This is a genomic window from Humidesulfovibrio idahonensis (genome assembly GCF_054657715.1).
Genome location: NZ_BAAHYE010000003.1, coordinates 840,178 through 855,288 on the forward strand (window position 1 = coordinate 840,178; position 15,111 = coordinate 855,288).

General features: G+C 66.9%; 13 protein-coding genes. 4 read left to right on the forward strand and 9 right to left on the reverse strand.

The features are described from left to right. Positions 1–51 precede the first annotated feature (51 nt). From ACYQ4W_RS10130 to ACYQ4W_RS10145, 4 genes are all read right to left on the reverse strand, one after another. A complete protein-coding gene (locus tag ACYQ4W_RS10130) occupies positions 52–1,158 on the reverse strand; it encodes an HlyD family secretion protein (protein ID WP_459856008.1) in 1,107 nt (368 codons plus the stop codon). Next, the gene (locus ACYQ4W_RS10135; RefSeq protein ID WP_459856011.1) at positions 1,155–1,940 is read right to left on the reverse strand and encodes a TetR/AcrR family transcriptional regulator; all 786 of its coding nucleotides are present in this window, start codon (positions 1,938–1,940) and stop codon (positions 1,155–1,157) included. Before ACYQ4W_RS10135 ends, ACYQ4W_RS10130 begins: the two co-directional genes overlap by 4 nt. 497 nt (positions 1,941–2,437) lie before the next feature. Continuing rightward, a complete protein-coding gene (gene nadD / locus ACYQ4W_RS10140) occupies positions 2,438–3,106 on the reverse strand; it encodes a nicotinate (nicotinamide) nucleotide adenylyltransferase (RefSeq protein WP_459856014.1) in 669 nt (222 codons plus the stop codon). Positions 3,107–3,187: 81 nt separating this feature from the next. Continuing rightward, a complete protein-coding gene (locus ACYQ4W_RS10145) occupies positions 3,188–4,459 on the reverse strand; it encodes a glutamate-5-semialdehyde dehydrogenase (protein WP_459856017.1) in 1,272 nt (423 codons plus the stop codon). Between the two features lie 284 nt (positions 4,460–4,743). On the opposite strand from ACYQ4W_RS10145, the gene ACYQ4W_RS10150 reads away from it, so the two are divergent. The 4 genes from ACYQ4W_RS10150 to ACYQ4W_RS10165 are packed head-to-tail and all read left to right on the forward strand — an operon-like array spanning position 4,744 to position 9,526. Next, on the forward strand, positions 4,744–5,439 hold the full coding sequence (locus ACYQ4W_RS10150; RefSeq protein ID WP_459856020.1) for a tetratricopeptide repeat protein: 696 nt from the start codon (positions 4,744–4,746) through the stop codon (positions 5,437–5,439). Between the two features lie 13 nt (positions 5,440–5,452). Continuing rightward, on the forward strand, positions 5,453–7,330 hold the full coding sequence (gene iorA / locus ACYQ4W_RS10155; RefSeq protein WP_459856023.1) for an indolepyruvate ferredoxin oxidoreductase subunit alpha: 1,878 nt from the start codon (positions 5,453–5,455) through the stop codon (positions 7,328–7,330). Then, the gene (locus ACYQ4W_RS10160; RefSeq protein WP_459856025.1) at positions 7,327–7,917 is read left to right on the forward strand and encodes an indolepyruvate oxidoreductase subunit beta; all 591 of its coding nucleotides are present in this window, start codon (positions 7,327–7,329) and stop codon (positions 7,915–7,917) included. Before iorA ends, ACYQ4W_RS10160 begins: the two co-directional genes overlap by 4 nt. Before the next feature lie 37 nt (positions 7,918–7,954). Then, positions 7,955–9,526: a sigma 54-interacting transcriptional regulator gene (locus ACYQ4W_RS10165; protein ID WP_459856028.1), complete on the forward strand. Its 1,572-nt coding sequence runs from the start codon at positions 7,955–7,957 to the stop codon at positions 9,524–9,526. Between the two features lie 92 nt (positions 9,527–9,618). Here ACYQ4W_RS10165 and hisA read toward each other — a convergent pair whose 3' ends face one another. The 5 genes from hisA to guaA all read right to left on the reverse strand — a co-directional run bounded on the left by hisA (position 9,619) and on the right by guaA (position 15,088). After that, the gene (gene hisA, locus ACYQ4W_RS10170) at positions 9,619–10,356 is read right to left on the reverse strand and encodes a 1-(5-phosphoribosyl)-5-[(5-phosphoribosylamino)methylideneamino]imidazole-4-carboxamide isomerase (protein WP_459856030.1); all 738 of its coding nucleotides are present in this window, start codon (positions 10,354–10,356) and stop codon (positions 9,619–9,621) included. Further along, entirely contained in the window at positions 10,353–10,991 is a 639-nt protein-coding gene (locus tag ACYQ4W_RS10175; RefSeq protein WP_459856032.1) for a hypothetical protein, read from the reverse strand. Before ACYQ4W_RS10175 ends, hisA begins: the two co-directional genes overlap by 4 nt. Then, positions 10,991–11,581 carry an imidazoleglycerol-phosphate dehydratase HisB gene (hisB, locus tag ACYQ4W_RS10180; protein WP_459856034.1) on the reverse strand — a complete coding sequence of 197 codons (591 nt, stop codon included), beginning with the start codon at positions 11,579–11,581 and terminating at the stop codon, positions 10,991–10,993. Before hisB ends, ACYQ4W_RS10175 begins: the two co-directional genes overlap by 1 nt. A 135-nt stretch (positions 11,582–11,716) precedes the next feature. Beyond that, complete coding sequence (gene tatC / locus ACYQ4W_RS10185; protein ID WP_459856036.1) at positions 11,717–13,474, reverse strand: twin-arginine translocase subunit TatC; 1,758 nt, start codon at positions 13,472–13,474, stop codon at positions 11,717–11,719. Between the two features lie 66 nt (positions 13,475–13,540). Further along, positions 13,541–15,088: a glutamine-hydrolyzing GMP synthase gene (gene guaA / locus ACYQ4W_RS10190; RefSeq protein ID WP_459856039.1), complete on the reverse strand. Its 1,548-nt coding sequence runs from the start codon at positions 15,086–15,088 to the stop codon at positions 13,541–13,543. Positions 15,089–15,111: the final 23 nt, after the last annotated feature.

Here is a 15,111-nt window from a genome sequence, read left to right on the forward strand (position 1 = left end):
GCCCCTGACCTTGCGGTCCATCGGGCGAGGCTGGGCCTTCCGGGGGCTTTGCTACCACTTGGGCCGCTTCCAGGGCGCGGCGTCATCGACGCGGATGGCCGCGTCGGCGGGCAGGCCGGGAGTCATGGCGTGGCCGGGGTTCTCGTCCAGGTACAGCTTCACGGCGAACACCAGCTTCACGCGCTCGTCCCTTGTCTGCACCTCCTTGGGCGTGAACTCCGCCTGGGAGGAGATGTAGCCCACCGTGGCGGGCAGGGGCTTGCCCGGCAGGGCGTCGGCGTAGATCATGGCCTTTTGGCCCAGGCGCACCTGGCCTATTTCCTTCTCCGGCACATAAACCTTGAGGTACAGGTGGTTCAGGTCCACCAGGCCGAAGAGCGCGCCGCCCGCCTGCAGCACCTCGCCCAGCTGGGCCAGCTTGGTCTTCACCACGCCGTCCGAGGGCGCAAGGATGGTCAGGTCCGAAAGGTTGCTGCTGGCCTCGTCGAGAGCGGCCTGGGCCTGGTCGCGCTGGGCGGTCAGGGCCGCGAGGTCGTCCTCCGCGGCGCGGATGCGCTCCGGTCCCAGCTGCGCCAGCATGAGCTGCTCGCCGGCCTTGCTGCGGCTGGCCAGGGCGGACTCGCGCGCTCGCCTGGCCTCGGTCGAGGCCAATTCGTACTGCTCGGCGCGCTGCGGCTCCACCACATCCTGGCGGGCCAGCTCCTTGTAGCGGCCCGCGTCGCGCACGGCCTGCTCCTCCTGGGCCTTGGCCTTGGCCAGCCCGGCCTCGGCCTCGCCCACAACGGCCTGGGCCGTGGAGATCTCCAGCGGCACCTGGCGGCGCAGGGCGGCAAGGCTGGTCTTGGCGGCGCGCACGCGTGCGTCCAGGGTGGCAAGGGCCTGCTGGGCCTGGCGCACCCGGGCCTTCACCTGGGCGTCGTCGAGCCGCGCCAGCTCCTGCCCGCCGGCCACCACAGCGCCCTCGTCCACCAGCAGCCGGGCCACGCGCGCGGCGACCTTGGTGGCCACCACGATGTCGTCGCCCTCCATGCGGCCGTTGGCGGCAATGAGACCCGGCGTTTGACCCGTGGGGCGGAAAAGGAAAAATCCGGCGGCCAGGGCCGCCACCACGCCAAGCCCGATGAGCTTGGGCAGATGCTTGCGCAGCGTGTCGTTCATCGCGCGTCCTTTCCGGTTTGAATACTACCGGCGGCGGCGCCTTCAGCCTCTTGGCCCGCTCCTTGGCAAGCGGGCTCCAGCGCGCCCTGAATGGTCACAGTGATGACCGTGCGCAGGAAGTCCTCGTCGCTCACGCCGCCCTGGGGGCCGCGTTGGCCCACGGCCTGCGAAAGCCGGTGGTTGAGCCGCCGCGAGGACGTGAACCAGTGCTCCACGGTGCAGATGATGGCCGAGAGCAGCGGCAGGGGCTCCACGCCCGGACGCAGCTGCCCGTGCTCCTTCATGAGCGTGAGCCTGTCCAGGGCGGCGCGGATGAGATGCAGGGAGCTCATTTCACGTCCCTGCTCGTCCAGCTCGCCCAGGCCCGCCAGCAAATCCGGGTCGTTGTGCAGCGAGAGGTCGAGGATGCGGTACAGGCGCACGCACTGCTCGTTGCCTTCCAGAAAGCGGAAATACCCGCGCATGGCCGAGGCGATGAAGGCCGGGCCGTCGCCCGAGGCGTCGAGGCTGGGCTGCACGATGCCTTTCAAGTCCTCGTCCAGCTCGGCCAGATAGGCGTGCATGGCGCTGACGTACAGGCCCTTTTTGGAGCCGAAGTGATGGTGGATGAGGCTTTGGGTCACCCCGGCCCGGCGCGAGATGTCGCTTAAGGAGGCCTGGTGGTAGTCGCCGCGGATGAACACCTCGCGGGCGGCCTGAAGGATGACGGTCCGGGTGCGCTCCGAATCGCGCGCGCGGCGGCGCGGCGGCGCTGGGGACTTGGGTGCAGTCGCTCTCGGCATGGGGCTCTCCTTGAGGAATGCTACTGATCGGTCAATCTATTCGCTGAGGCAACAGGCGTCAAGAGTTCAGAATGTTTGAAACAAACAATTGGCCGCACGACGCAGGGGAGTCCACGCGCTGTGCGGCGGCGCGGAAATGCGCGGACGCGGCGGGCTGGAGTCATGCCCGGTTGCACACGGCAGCGGCAACAAAAGGCGGGCGTCGCAATAACGGTTGCTGCCCGGCAGCGGGCAGACACGGCGACATGCGCCGGGTCAAGCATTCAAGGTCAATGCCGGCAGCGAAGGCGGCGGCGAAAGCAGAGAGGGAGAACGAAAGGCCGGCGTTTCGGCGCGGGCAGTCGCCAGATCGCGGGTGGCGAATCGCTGATGGCAGACAATGGGCGGCGGCGATCAGGCTTGCGCGCGCGGCGGCGGCCCGGCAGCGGCGAAGGGGGGTAAGCCCCGGCGCTCAGACGGATCTTGGGCTCGAAAAAGGGAAGAAGGCGGAGCCGGAATCAGGAATCGGCGCGGCGTCCCCAGGCCTGCTCGTAGGCGTTGCCGCCGCGCTCTATGATCTCCTCCGCCGCGGAGGGCACCAGCATGGCCAGGCTGCGGCGCTGGCGCCAGCGCTCGCGGATCTCCGTGGAGCAGACCTCGAACACCGGCAGGGTGACGATGTGCAGCGTGTTGCCCGTGGCGAAGCGCAACTGGCCCTCGGCCACTTGCGTCAGCCCCGGCCAGGTGTTCCGCGCAAAGGAGACGACCTTGTCCAGGTCCGTGTTCTGGCGCAGGGCCACGGCCAGGTTGGCCAGGTGCGGAAGCTCCAGGCCGCGCTGCCACGTGGGCAGGCTCAAAAAAGCCTCGCTGCCCATGATGAACGTGTACTCGTTCTCGGGGGACTTCTCGCGCAGGGCGGTGAGCGTGTCCACTGTGTAGGAGGGGCCGGGGCGCTGGCCCTCTATGCCGCTGGCCGTGAGACCGCTGACGCCGCGCACGGCAAGCTCCACCAGCCGCAGCCGGTGGGCGAAGGGCAGCATGCCCTCGCCGGGCTTGTGCGGCGGCTCGCCCGCGGGCATGAGCAGCACGCGCTCAAGGCCGAGGGACTCGCGGATCTCCACGGCCATGCGCATGTGTCCGGCGTGGATGGGATTGAAGCTGCCGCCAAGAATGCCGATCCTCGTCACCTGTAAGAACCTGTCGCCTTTGCTGCCCAGTGCGTGCGCGGGGAACCCGGCGGGCAGATGCCGGGGAATGCGCGAAAAAAACTAGGGGCGAATCTGGCCTTGGCCCAGCACCACGAACTTGGCGCTGGTGAGTTCCAGAATGCCCATGGGGCCGTATGCGTGCAGCTTGGTGGTGGAGATGCCTATCTCCGCGCCGAGGCCCAGCTCGCCGCCGTCGTTGAGCCGCGTGCTGGCGTTCACCGCCACCATGCTGGCGTCGGCCTCCCGCGTGAAGCGCATGGCGTTGGCGTGGTCATTGGTCAAAATGGCCTCGGTGTGGTTGGAGCCGTACCGGGCGATGTGCTCCAGGGCCTCGTCCAGGTCCGCAACGACCTTCACCGCCAGGATGAGCGCCAGGAATTCAAAGCCCCAGTCGGCGTCGGTGGCGGGCTCGGCCTGTCCGTTCGCCTGCGGGGCCATGAGCGGCAGGGATTTTTCGCAGCATTTGAAGCGCACGCCAAGAGCGCCGAGGGTCTTGGCCACCTCGGGCAGAAAGCTGGCGGCCACGTCCTGGTGCACCAGCAGGCACTCCAGGGAGTTGCAGGTGCCGGGGCGCTGCGCCTTGGCGTTTTCGATGATGGCCACCGCGCGCGCAAGGTCCGCGCTCTTGTCCACAAAGGTGTGGCACACGCCCTTGTAGTGCTTCAAAACCGGCATGGAGGCCTGCTCCACCACGGTGCGGATGAGCCCCTCGCCGCCGCGCGGAATGACCACGTCGATGAATTCGTCGAGCTTCAAGAGCGCGGCCACGGCCTCGCGGTCGGTGGTGGCGGGCGCCTGCACGCACTGCGCGGGCAGACCGGCGCTTTCAAGCGCCTCGTGGATGACCTCCATGAGGGCGGCGATGGAGTGGAAGGCCTCGCTGCCGCCGCGCAGAATGGCCGCGTTGCCGCTCTTGATGCACAGCACGGCGGCGTCCACGGCGGCGTTCGGCCGCGACTCGAAAATCATGGCCACGACGCCCAGGGGCACGCGCATGCGGCCCACGAGCATGCCGTTGGGCCGCTTCTGCATGGACAGGATCTCGCCCACGGGGTCGCTCATGGCGGCCACTTCGCGGCAGCCCTGCACCATGCCCGCCAGCACCTTGTCGGTGATGGTGAGCCGGTCGAGCCGGGCCTGGTCCAGACCGCGGGCTTTTGCGGCGTCTATGTCGCGCGCGTTGGCGGACTTGACGGCCTCGGCGCGGTCGGTTAGCAGCCCGGCGAGGTTCAAAAGGGCCTGCTGCCTGGCGGCGCCCTCGGCCGCGGCCAGCTTGCGGGAGGCGGCGCGCGCGCCCTGGGCGATCAAGCGCATCTGTGCGGCGATGTCCATAGGTCCCCTCATGCTACACGTTCGGCCCGCGTCGTGCCGCAAGGCCCCCAAATTGCTACCCTCGAACCCCTTTCAAGTCAACGCGGCAGGCGCGCCCTCCTGGCCGTTCCGCATTTTTGTCAGATTTTTCCCCGGCTTTTCAAGATTTTGCAGTGTCAGATAAGATATTTGCGTGAAACACAAGATTGTCCTTTGACCTGATTGACATTTTTGAGTAAACATCCCTGGTCCGAACGCAATGGGCGCATACGCCCAACCACTGCCTCTCCAAGGAGTTCCCCCGCATGGACGAAAATAAGCCGCAAGGCCTGGACCAAAGCACAGTCAATCCCGCGGTCGCCGCACAGCTTGAGCAGATCAAGAAATACGTTCCCAGCACTTCGCAGCGGCTTTTCGATTTCCTTTCCGCCAACCTGAAGCCCATCGGCGCCGGCTGCCTCGTCATCCTCCTGGGCGTTGCCGCCTACGAGGGCGTGAGCCACTACCGCGCCCGCGGCGCCGCCAAGGCGGCCGAGAGCCTGGGCGTCATCCTCATCGAGAAGACCGAGCCCAAGGCCCGCGTGGAGGCCCTGGAGGGCTTTTTGAAAGACGCGCCCGACAGCCTGAAGCCCACCGTTGAAATGGAGCTCGCCGCCGCGGCCATGATCGCCCAGCAGTACGACAAGTCCGCCAAGGCCTGGAGCGACCTCGAAGGCTCCTCCTCCCCGGACATGAAGGCCATTGCGGGCATCGGCCACGCCAAGAGCCTCATGCTCGAGGGCAAGCCCCAGGACGCCCTGACCCTGCTTACTGCCCTGAAGGAAAAGGCCCCCGAGGCCTACAAGTCCGCCGTCACCAGGCAGATCGCCGTCGCGGCCGAGGCCGCGGGCAACACCCAGGTGGCCAATGCCGCCTACGCCGAGCTGGCCGGCAAGACCGACGACAACCCGGCCAAGCCCTACTTCGAGTTCAAGGCCAATCAGCTTAAACCCAAAAGCTAAAGGAAGCCCCCCCATGGCGCATCCCCTTTTGGCTGGCGCTCCCGGCGAAACGCACCTGTTCCTCGGCAACGAGGCCATCGTGCGCGGAGCCATAGAGGCCGGCATCCAGTTCGTCAGCTGTTATCCCGGCACCCCGTCCTCCGAGGTGCCGGACACGTTCTTCCGCCTCTCGCCCGAGGGCGCGTACACCTTCGAGTACTCCGTGAACGAGAAGGTGGCCCTTGAGGTTGCCGGCGGCGCAACCCTGGCCGGGGCCCTGTGCCTGGTGACCATGAAGCACGTGGGCGTCAACGTCGCGGCCGACCCGCTCCTGACCCTGACCTACGTGGGCAGCCCCGGCGGCCTGGTGCTGCTCTCGGCCGACGACCCCGGCTGCCACTCCAGCCAGAACGAGCAGGACAACCGCATTTACGCCCGTCTGGCGGGCATGCCCTGCTTCGAGCCCAGCACTGCCCAGGAAGCCAAGGACATGACCCGCGCGGCCCTCGGCCTCTCGCGCGAGCTTGGCGCGCCCACGCTTTTGCGCACCACCACCCGCGTGAACCACCTGCGCGGCCCGGTGACCCTGGCCGAACCCACGACGCTGCCCAAGCCCGCCGGGTTCCAGAAGAACCCCTCGCGCTTCGTGCCCATTCCGGCCTTTGCCCGGCCCATGCACCTGCGCCAGTTGGAACGCATCGAGACCCTGCGCAAGCTGGCCGAGACCTCGCCCTTCAACGCCATTTCCGGCGCGGGCACGGTCGGCGTCATCGCCTCGGGCATCAGCCGCGCCTACCTCTCCGACGCGCTGGACGAAACCGGCCTGGGCGGCAAGGTCAAGGTCCTCGACCTCGGCTTCACCTACCCCCTGCCGGAAAAGCTCATCGCGGGCTTCATGCAGGGCCTCGCCACCCTGCTCATCGTGGAGGAGCTGGAGCCGGTGCTGGAGACGGAAATCCGCGCCCTGGCCCAGAAGCTCGGCATCAGCATCAACATTTTGGGCAAAACGCCCGGACCGTTGCCGCGCTTCGGCGAATACAACGTGGCCATGGTGCAGGCGGCCCTGCGCACGGCCCTGGGCCTGCCCGAGCCGGAAAAGCTGGCCTGCGCCTGCGGCGCCGACCCGGTGGTGCCCCTGCCGAACCGTCCGCCCAACCTCTGCGCCGGGTGCCCGCACCGCGCCACCTATGTGGCCGTGCGCAAGGTCTTCGGCGATACAGCCGTCTACTCCTCGGACATCGGCTGCTACACCCTGGGCCTTTTGCCGCCCTTGAGCGCGGCGGACTTCCTGCTCTGCATGGGCTCCAGCATCAGCGCGGGCTGCGGTGCGGCCAAGGCCGCCGGGCAGACCGTGGTCGGCTTCATCGGCGACTCCACCTTCTTCCACTCCGGCATCACCGGCCTGGTGAACGCGGTGTTCAACCGTCACGACATCCTCGTGGTGATTCTGGACAACCGCACCACGGCCATGACCGGGCATCAGCCCAACCCCGGCGTGGACAAGACCAACCTGGGCGACAACCCGGTGCGCGTGGACATCGAACCGCTGGTGCGCGGCATCGGCATCACGCAGATCCGCAAGGTCAACCCGCTGAACCAGAAGGCGACGCTGGCGGCCATCGAGGAACTGAAGGACCTGTCCGGCGTGCGCGTGCTCATCGCCGAGGAACCCTGCCCGCTCTTCGCCCGCCGCGCATACGGCCAGAAGCGCAACCAGGTGGCCTACGTCGCGGGCGACTGCGAAAAGGCCTCCGTCGAAGGCTCCTGCGGCGACTGCCTGAACACCCTGGCCTGCCCGGCCTTCTATGTGCAGGACGGCAAGATGGCCATCGACCCGCTCCTGTGTTCCGGCTGCATGCTCTGCCTGCAGATTTGCAAAAACATCAAGGCCCGCAAGGGAGACGCCAAATGAGCACCAAGCTGCGCATCTTCATGACCGGCGTTGGCGGCCAGGGAACCCTCACCGCCACCACCCTGCTCGCCCGCGCGGCCCTTTCCGTGGGCCTGCCCGTCACCTCCGGCGAAATCCACGGCATGGCCCAGCGCGGCGGCGTGGTCGAATCCACGCTGCTCATCGGCTACAAGAGCCCCAAGATCGACCTGGGCGAGGCCGACATCCTGCTCGGCTTCGAGCCGCTGGAGACCCTGCGCGCCCTGCCCTACCTCAAGTCCGGCGGCGGCATCGTGCTCTCCAGCAGCGAAACCCTGCCCCCGCCCTCCGTGGCTACCGGCAAGGAGACCGCCCCCACTGTGGAGGAGATCCGCGCCAAGGTGCTGGCCCGTTGCGGCAGCGCCTGCTTCCTGCCCGTGCGCAGCCTCGGCGTTCAGGCCGGGGCGGTGCAAAGCGGCAACATCGCCCTGCTTGGCGCCCTGTGCGCCCTGGGCGCCCTGCCCTTCGGCAAGGACGTCATCGCCGACACCATCCGCGCCACCATGAAGCCCAAGGTGGCGGAGATCAATCTGAAGGCGCTGGAACTCGGCGCCGCCTGTCCGGCGTAAGCCCCGGCAAACGAAAAAGGATCACAAGGACCCCTTCATGGCGAAAACCGAGGCCCACACCTCCGCTCCCGACGGCAGCCTGACCGCGTTGCGCAGCATTCTGCGCGAGCTTTCTCCCGGCGCGCCCCTTGAGGAGAGCCTGGGCGGCCTGCTCAAGGTCTTGTCGAAGCAGATGGGCTACCTGCGCGTGTTCCTGGCCATCATGGACCCGGAGGCCGAGAGCCTGCGGCTCTCCCTGGCGCACAGCCCCACGCGCTCCATCCCCGCCACGTACACCCCCGGCAAGGGCGTGGTGGGCCAGGTGTACGAGACAGGCAAAGCCATCATCATCCCCAAGCTCTCGGAGAACACCGAGTTTTTGAACAAGGCCTTTGGCCGCTCCCCGGAAGAACTCGCCACCTCGGCCTTCGTCTGCGTGCCGGTGGTCATCAACCGCCACGGCGTGGCGGAGATATTGGGCGCCCTTTCCGCCGACCTGCACCTCATGTCCGATGCGGACCTGGACCGGCAGCGCGAATTCCTTGAGGTGGTGGCCGACCTCATCGCCAACCAGGTGGCCCAGTTGCAGGAAGAAATGGCCCTGCACAAGCACCTCATGGCGCAAGGCATGGTCAACCCCGGGCTCGACACCGCGCCGCCCAAGGACTTCGTCGCCGCCAGCAAAAGCATGCGCGTGGTGCTGCGCCAGGCGCGCCAGGTGGCCCCCAGCCGGGCCACGGTGCTCTTGCGCGGCGAGTCCGGCACGGGCAAGGAGCTGCTCGCCGAGGCCATCCACATGGGCAGCCCCCGGGCGGACAAGCCGCTCATCAAGCTCAACTGCGCCGCCCTGCCCTCGGAGCTGGTGGAGAGCGAGCTCTTCGGCCACCAGAAGGGCGCGTTCACCGGCGCGGTGCAGACCAAGCGCGGCCTGTTCGAGGTGGCGCACAACGGCACGCTGTTCCTCGACGAAATCGGCGAGCTTTCCCTCGACGCCCAGGCCAAGGTGCTGCGCGCCATTCAGGAGAAGGAAATCCAGCGCGTGGGCGGCGAGCAGACCCTTTCCGTCGACGTGCGGCTCATCTGCGCCACGCACCAGCCGCTGGAGGAGCTGCTCACCCAGGGCCGCTTCCGCGAGGACCTGTTCTACCGCATCAACGTGTTCCCCGTGTTCATCCCCGCCCTGCGGGAGCGCCGGGAGGACATTCTGCCCCTGTGCGAGCACTTTTTGGAGGACTTCTCCAAGGAGTACGGCAAGAACATCAAGCGCATCTCCACCCCGGCCATCGAGCTTCTTTCCATGTACCACTGGCCGGGCAACGTGCGCGAGCTGCGCAACTGCGTGGAGCGCGCCGTGCTCATCTGCGAGGAAGAGGTCATCCGCACCTATCACCTGCCGCCGACCTTGCAGACGGCGGACAGCTCGGCCACGGGCATCAACCTGTCCTTCGGCGAGGCCGTGGCCAAGTTCGAGCAGGAGCTCTTGGTGGACTCCCTCAAGAAGACGCGCGGCAACATGCTGCAAAGCGCGCGCGATCTGCGCGTCAGCTACCGCATCATCAACTACAAGGTCAAAAAGTATAACATCGACGTGAAGCGCTTCAGCAGCGTGAAGCCGAAGCGGAAGAAATAAAGCCGCGCGGCGATCGTCGCATCAGCAAACACAAAGGGGGCCACGCGGCCCCCTTTTTTGTTCCCTTGAACGGGAAAACTGCGCGCCGCGGATTACGCCGCCTGCAGCCCCTTGGTGAAGGCCAGGCCCTCGGAGAAGTCGAGGGTGCCGGTGTAGATGGCGCGGCCCGTGATGGCCCCTTGCAGGCCTTTTGCGCACAGGGGGGCGAGGTTCTTCAGGTCGTCCATGTTGGTGACGCCGCCGGCCGCCACGACGGGAAGCCGGGTCGCCTCGCACAAGGCCGTCAGCGCGGGCAGGTTCACGCCGCTCTGCATGCCGTCGCGGGCGATGTCGGTGTAGATGATGAAGCTTGCGCCCGCCGCCTCGATGCGCGGCAGCACGTCGGACACGGACATGCCCGCATCGGCCACCCAGCCGCGGCTTTTGAGCTGGCCGTTCACGGCGTCCAGGCTCACGCCCACCTTGCCCGGCAGCGCGGCGCAGAGCTCGGCGAAGAGCTCCGGCTGCTCCAGGGCGATGGTTCCGATGATGAGCCGGGTCACTCCGGCCTCGATGTAGGCCTTGGCCGTGGCGATGTCGCGGATGCCGCCGCCCAGCTGCACGGGAATCTTGGCCTCGGCGCAGATGCGCTTGACCAGCTCGAAGTTGCGCGGCAGGCCGCTGAACGCGCCGTCGAGATCGACGATGTGCAACCACTGCGCGCCCAGGCGCACCCACGAAAGGGCGCTCTGTGCCGGGTCGTCGCCGAACACCGTCACGGCGTCGGCCTTGCCTTGCTCCAGGCGCACGCAGCGCCCGTCCTTGATGTCGACGGCGGGGAATAGAATCACAAACCCATCTCCCGCAGACCCGCCTCGATGCCCTCCTTGGCCAGGGTGTCGGCGTTGACCCACTCGCCCTTGCGCTTCACGAACTTGCCGATGTCGAGCAGGTTGTCGGTAAGGGCCTTCTGGGTCTCGTCATAGTGGTAGCGGGAGACCATGCGCTCGTTCTTCACGTCGATGAGGTACAGGTCCATGACCACGGAGGCCGGATTGCCGCCGCCCTCAAGCTCCTTCCAGCGCAGCACCTGGGGCACCAGGATGAAGTCCGCGGGCAGGCAGCGGCCAACGGCCAGCCAGTACGACCAGGCGGACTCGCGCGCCTTGCCGGAGCGTTCGAAGGTCACGATCTCCTGGCACTGGCGCACGGCCGAGGGCGTGCCGGTGAGGCTGACGCCGTGGGCGCGGGCGCTCTGGTTCAGGTCGCCGTCCAGGGACTGCAAGATCTCGGGCTTCACCACCTTGCCCTCCTCGGGCAGGTAGCCGGCCAAGAGCTCCCAGTTGTATTTGGGCGCGGTGAAGGGCGCCACGGCGATGCTGCCCACGGGCCGCAACTGCGGCGGAATGGGCTTGGGACCGCACGCGGCCAGGCTCAGCAGCACACCCAAAACAGAAAGAATCGAAAGCGACTTGCGCAGTTGCATCAGTCCACACTCCCCTTGGTGCTGGTTGCGCCCGTGCGGCACACCTGTACGGCCTGGCGCAGCGCCAGTCCCAGGGCCTTGAAGGCAGCCTCCAGCAGATGGTGGCCATTTTTTCCGTACTCGAAGCGGATGTGCAGGTTCATGCCCGCCCGCTGCGCCAATGACTTGAAGAATTCGCGCCAGACGTCCTTCTCCTCCCCGGCGATGACCGCGGGCAGAAGGTCGTCGGCATAGACCAGATAGGGCCGGCCGGAAAGGTCCACGACCACTTCGGCCAGGGCCTCGTCCATGGGCACCTTGGCATTGGCCACGCGGGCAATGCCCGCCTTGTCGCCCAGGGCCTCGGCAAGGGCCTGGCCCAGGCACAGGCCGATGTCCTCCAGGCTGTGGTGGGCGTCCACCTCAAGGTCGCCCTTGCAGGAGAGCGTGAGGTCGAACCCGGCCCAGAAGGTCATGAGGGTGAGCATGTGGTCGGCAAAGCCCATGCCCGTGGCGATGGCGCATTTGCCCGCGCCCTCCAGGCAAAGCTCAACACGGATGTCGGTTTCTTTCGTGGCCCGTTTCAGGGTCGCTGCGCGCTTGCCCACCATGCTCCTCCCTGCGTCGATTTTTCCATCGCCAACCAGCATCGTTTGTTGGCGAAAAAGCCTGAATGCTCACTTTCCATGCCCAGAGGCGCCGGGCATTGTCAACTGTTGCGTCAAGCGCCGGTTATGTCGCCCCTATCAGGCGGTCTGCTCCGGCGCGGCTTCCTCCGGCGCGGGCTTCTTCTTTTTGCCGAAGAAATACGCCAGCCAGATGCCCACCTCATACAGGATGCACAGCGGCACAGCCATCATGGTCTGGCTGACGGCGTCCGGCGGGGTGAGGGCGGCGGCCAGGATGAACGACGCCAGGACCGCGTACTTGCGCTTCTTGCGCAGGCCCACGTGGCTGATGATGCCGAGCCGGGCCAGGAAGAACAGGAACAGCGGCAGCTCGAACACGATGCCGAAGGCGAAGAGCAGCTTCAGCACGAAGTCGAGGTATTCGTCCAGCTTGGGCGTGAACATCAAGCTGTCGCTGGCGTAGCTGGCGAAGAACTCGAACCCGAAGGGGAACACCACGAAGTAGCCGAACAGCGCGCCCACGGTGAAGCACAGGGCCGAGAAGAAGGCGATGGGCACGATCCAGCGGCGCTCATGGGAGTACAGCCCCGGCGCCACGAACTGGAAGATCTGGTAGAAGATGTACGGGCTGGAGGCGAAGATGCCCGCCACGAAGGCGACCTTCATCTCCGTGAAAAAGGCCTCGGTGGGCAGCGTGTAGATGAAGTGGCTCTGCTTGAGGGCGTTCAGCATGGGCTGCATGAGCAGCTTGAGCATCTGCCCGGCAAAGGCGTAGCAGCCCAGAAAGCCGATGATCATGGCGATGGCGCTGCGGGTGAGCCGCTTGCGCAGGTCCTGCAGATGGCCGAAGAGGCTCATGCGGCCGGAGAAGCCCTCGCCCACGGCATCGTCGCCCGCGGGCGGAGGAGGCGGAGGCGTGTCGCCGCCCGGCACAGGCGCTTCCGCCGGCTCGGACACCGCCGGCGCGGCGGCCTCCTGGGCAACGGCCGGGGCGGCGGTGTCATCAGCGGATTCGGCAGGCGCGGCAGGCAGGATGCTTTCGGCAACGGCCGGAACATCGCCGGACGCTGCGGCGGGCGTTTCTGTTGACGCGCTCTGCGCTTCGTCCGTCGGCGTTTCTGCGGCGGCGGCCGGAATTTCCCCGGCGGGCGCGGCTTCGCCAGTGGATTCTACGGACGCCACAGCATGAGCATCTGCGGGTTCGGCAGGCGTTTCGGCCGCAGGCGTGGCGCTTGTGGCAGGAGCATTGGCTGTTTCAGCGGTCAGCGGCGCGGCTGGGCTGTCGGCGGAAACCACAGCCGGAGTTTCCGCAGGGACTTCGGCAGGAGCTTCGGCAGCGGGCTCGGCTTCTGGTGCGTGCGCTTCAACTGCGGAGGCTACCGTAGCGGGCGCGGCTTCTGGCGCGGGCGCTTCCACGGCGGGCGCTTCCACGGTCGTGTCAAAAGGCGTCAGGCCGCCATCCGCGGCGGACCCGGCGGCGGATTCTTTAACGGGCTCGGCGCGCTCCACCGGCGGCTGCTGCGGATATTCCTCGGGCTGCAGCTCGCGCTCGGCCTCCGGCGCGTGCTCTCCGGCGGGCTTGTCAGAAGACGTGCCGCCGGGCGTGCCGTCGGGCGGACCGTCCGGCGTGCCGGGCTGCGCTCCGCCCTGGCCTTCCGCCTTTTCGCCGTACAGCTTCTCATGCGCCTCGGCCTTGCGCTTCTCGAAATCGGCCGCTTCCGTCTCGCGCTCAATGGTGCGCTTGAACTCGCCGCTCATCTGCTTGAACTCGCCAATGGCCTTGCCAAGCCCCTTCATGAGGTCCGGCAATTTTTTGGGGTCCACCACAATGATCGCCACAAGGGCGATGATGAGCATTTCTCCGGTTCCGAACATACGCCTTCCTGAATCTTATGCGGTGCGGGCGGGTCTGCTAGTCCTTACGGGCTCCTGCCCTCTCGCTTATTCCCATTCGATGGTGCTGGGCGGCTTGGAGGAGATGTCGAGAACCACGCGGTTCACGCCCTTCACCTCGTTGATGATGCGGCTGGACATGCGCGCCAAGATCTCCGAGGGCAGGCGCGACCAGTCGGCGGTCATGGCGTCGATGCTGTCCACGATGCGCAGGGCGATGACGTGCTCGTAGGTGCGGTCGTCGCCCATGACGCCCACGGTCTTGAGCGGCAGCAAAACGGCAAAGCCCTGCCAGACCTTGCGGTACCAGTCGCTGGCGATGAGCTCCTGCTGCACGATCTTGTCCGCCTGGCGCAGAATCTCAAGGCGCGAGTCGGTGATTTCGCCGATGACGCGGATGGCCAGGCCGGGACCCGGGAAGGGGTGCCGCCAGATGATGTTCTCGGGCATGCCGAGCTCCGCCGCCACCTTGCGCACTTCGTCCTTGAACAGCTCGCGCAGGGGCTCCACGAGCTTCAGGTTCATCTTCTCGGGCAGACCGCCCACGTTGTGGTGGCTCTTGATGACCGCGCTGGGGCCCTTGAAGGAGATGGACTCGATGACGTCGGGGTACAGGGTGCCCTGGGCCAAGAACTCCACGCCCTCAATGGCCTTGGCTTCGCGGTCGAAGACCTCGATGAAGGTGTAGCCGATGATCTTGCGCTTCTGCTCCGGGTCTTCCACGCCTTGAAGCTTGTCGAGGAACTCGCGGCGGGCGTCGATGCACTTCACGTTCAGGTCGAAGTGCTCCTCCAAAAAGCCGATGACTTCCTCGCGCTCGCCCATGCGCAGCAGGCCGTTGTCCACAAAGATGCAGTACAGGCGCTTGCCGATGGCGCGGTGCAGCAGCACGGCGGCCACGGTGGAGTCTATGCCGCCGGAGAGGCCGAGGACCACTTTGCCCTCGCCCACCTGGGCGCTCATGGTCTTGATGGACGACTCCACGAAGGAGGTCATGGTCCAGCCCGGCTTGAGCCCGGCGATCTTGAACAGGAAGTTTGAGATGATGCGCTCGCCCTGGTCCGTGTGCGCGACCTCCGGGTGGAACTGCACGGCGTAGATCTTTTTCGCCGGGTCGCACATGGCGGCGTTTTCCAGGCTGCCGGTCTTGCCGATGCGCGTGAAGCCCGTGGGCAGCGTGCCCACGTTGTCGCCGTGGCTCATCCACACGGTGAGCTTCTCTTTGCCGGCGACACCGGCGAAGAGCGGGCTTTCGCCCACGGCCTCGAACTCGGCGCGGCCGTATTCCCGGTCCTGGGAGCGGGTGACTTCGCCATCAAGGGTGTGCGCCAAAACCTGCATGCCGTAGCAGATGCCGAGGATGGGCAGGCCCCAGGTGAGGTATTCCTTGGGCAGCGGGGGCGCGCCTTCGTCGTGCACGCTGGAGGGCCCGCCGGAAAGCACAAGGGCCTTGGGGTTCATGGCCTTGATGACGGCGGGATCGCTGGTGCAGGGGTGGATCTCGGAGTACACCCCGGCCTCGCGGATGCGCCGCGCGATGAGCTGGGTGACCTGGGACCCGAAGTCGATGATGATGACCTTGTCTTGGTGCTGCATGATGCGACCCTTTTCGCCGTCCC

What these genes read in the sequence shown, in the direction of transcription:
- ACYQ4W_RS10160 (WP_459856025.1), top strand. Translation starts at nt 7,327, where the DNA reads ATGAGCACCAAGCTGCGCATCTTCATGACCGGCGTTGGCGGCCAGGGA.
- tatC (WP_459856036.1), bottom strand. Translation starts at nt 13,474, where the DNA reads ATGTTCGGAACCGGAGAAATGCTCATCATCGCCCTTGTGGCGATCATT.
- ACYQ4W_RS10165 (WP_459856028.1), top strand. Translation starts at nt 7,955, where the DNA reads ATGGCGAAAACCGAGGCCCACACCTCCGCTCCCGACGGCAGCCTGACC.
- iorA (WP_459856023.1), top strand. Translation starts at nt 5,453, where the DNA reads ATGGCGCATCCCCTTTTGGCTGGCGCTCCCGGCGAAACGCACCTGTTC.
- hisB (WP_459856034.1), bottom strand. Translation starts at nt 11,581, where the DNA reads ATGGTGGGCAAGCGCGCAGCGACCCTGAAACGGGCCACGAAAGAAACC.
- ACYQ4W_RS10150 (WP_459856020.1), top strand. Translation starts at nt 4,744, where the DNA reads ATGGACGAAAATAAGCCGCAAGGCCTGGACCAAAGCACAGTCAATCCC.
- ACYQ4W_RS10130 (WP_459856008.1), bottom strand. Translation starts at nt 1,158, where the DNA reads ATGAACGACACGCTGCGCAAGCATCTGCCCAAGCTCATCGGGCTTGGC.
- ACYQ4W_RS10145 (WP_459856017.1), bottom strand. Translation starts at nt 4,459, where the DNA reads ATGGACATCGCCGCACAGATGCGCTTGATCGCCCAGGGCGCGCGCGCC.
- ACYQ4W_RS10135 (WP_459856011.1), bottom strand. Translation starts at nt 1,940, where the DNA reads ATGCCGAGAGCGACTGCACCCAAGTCCCCAGCGCCGCCGCGCCGCCGC.
- guaA (WP_459856039.1), bottom strand. Translation starts at nt 15,088, where the DNA reads ATGCAGCACCAAGACAAGGTCATCATCATCGACTTCGGGTCCCAGGTC.
- ACYQ4W_RS10175 (WP_459856032.1), bottom strand. Translation starts at nt 10,991, where the DNA reads ATGCAACTGCGCAAGTCGCTTTCGATTCTTTCTGTTTTGGGTGTGCTG.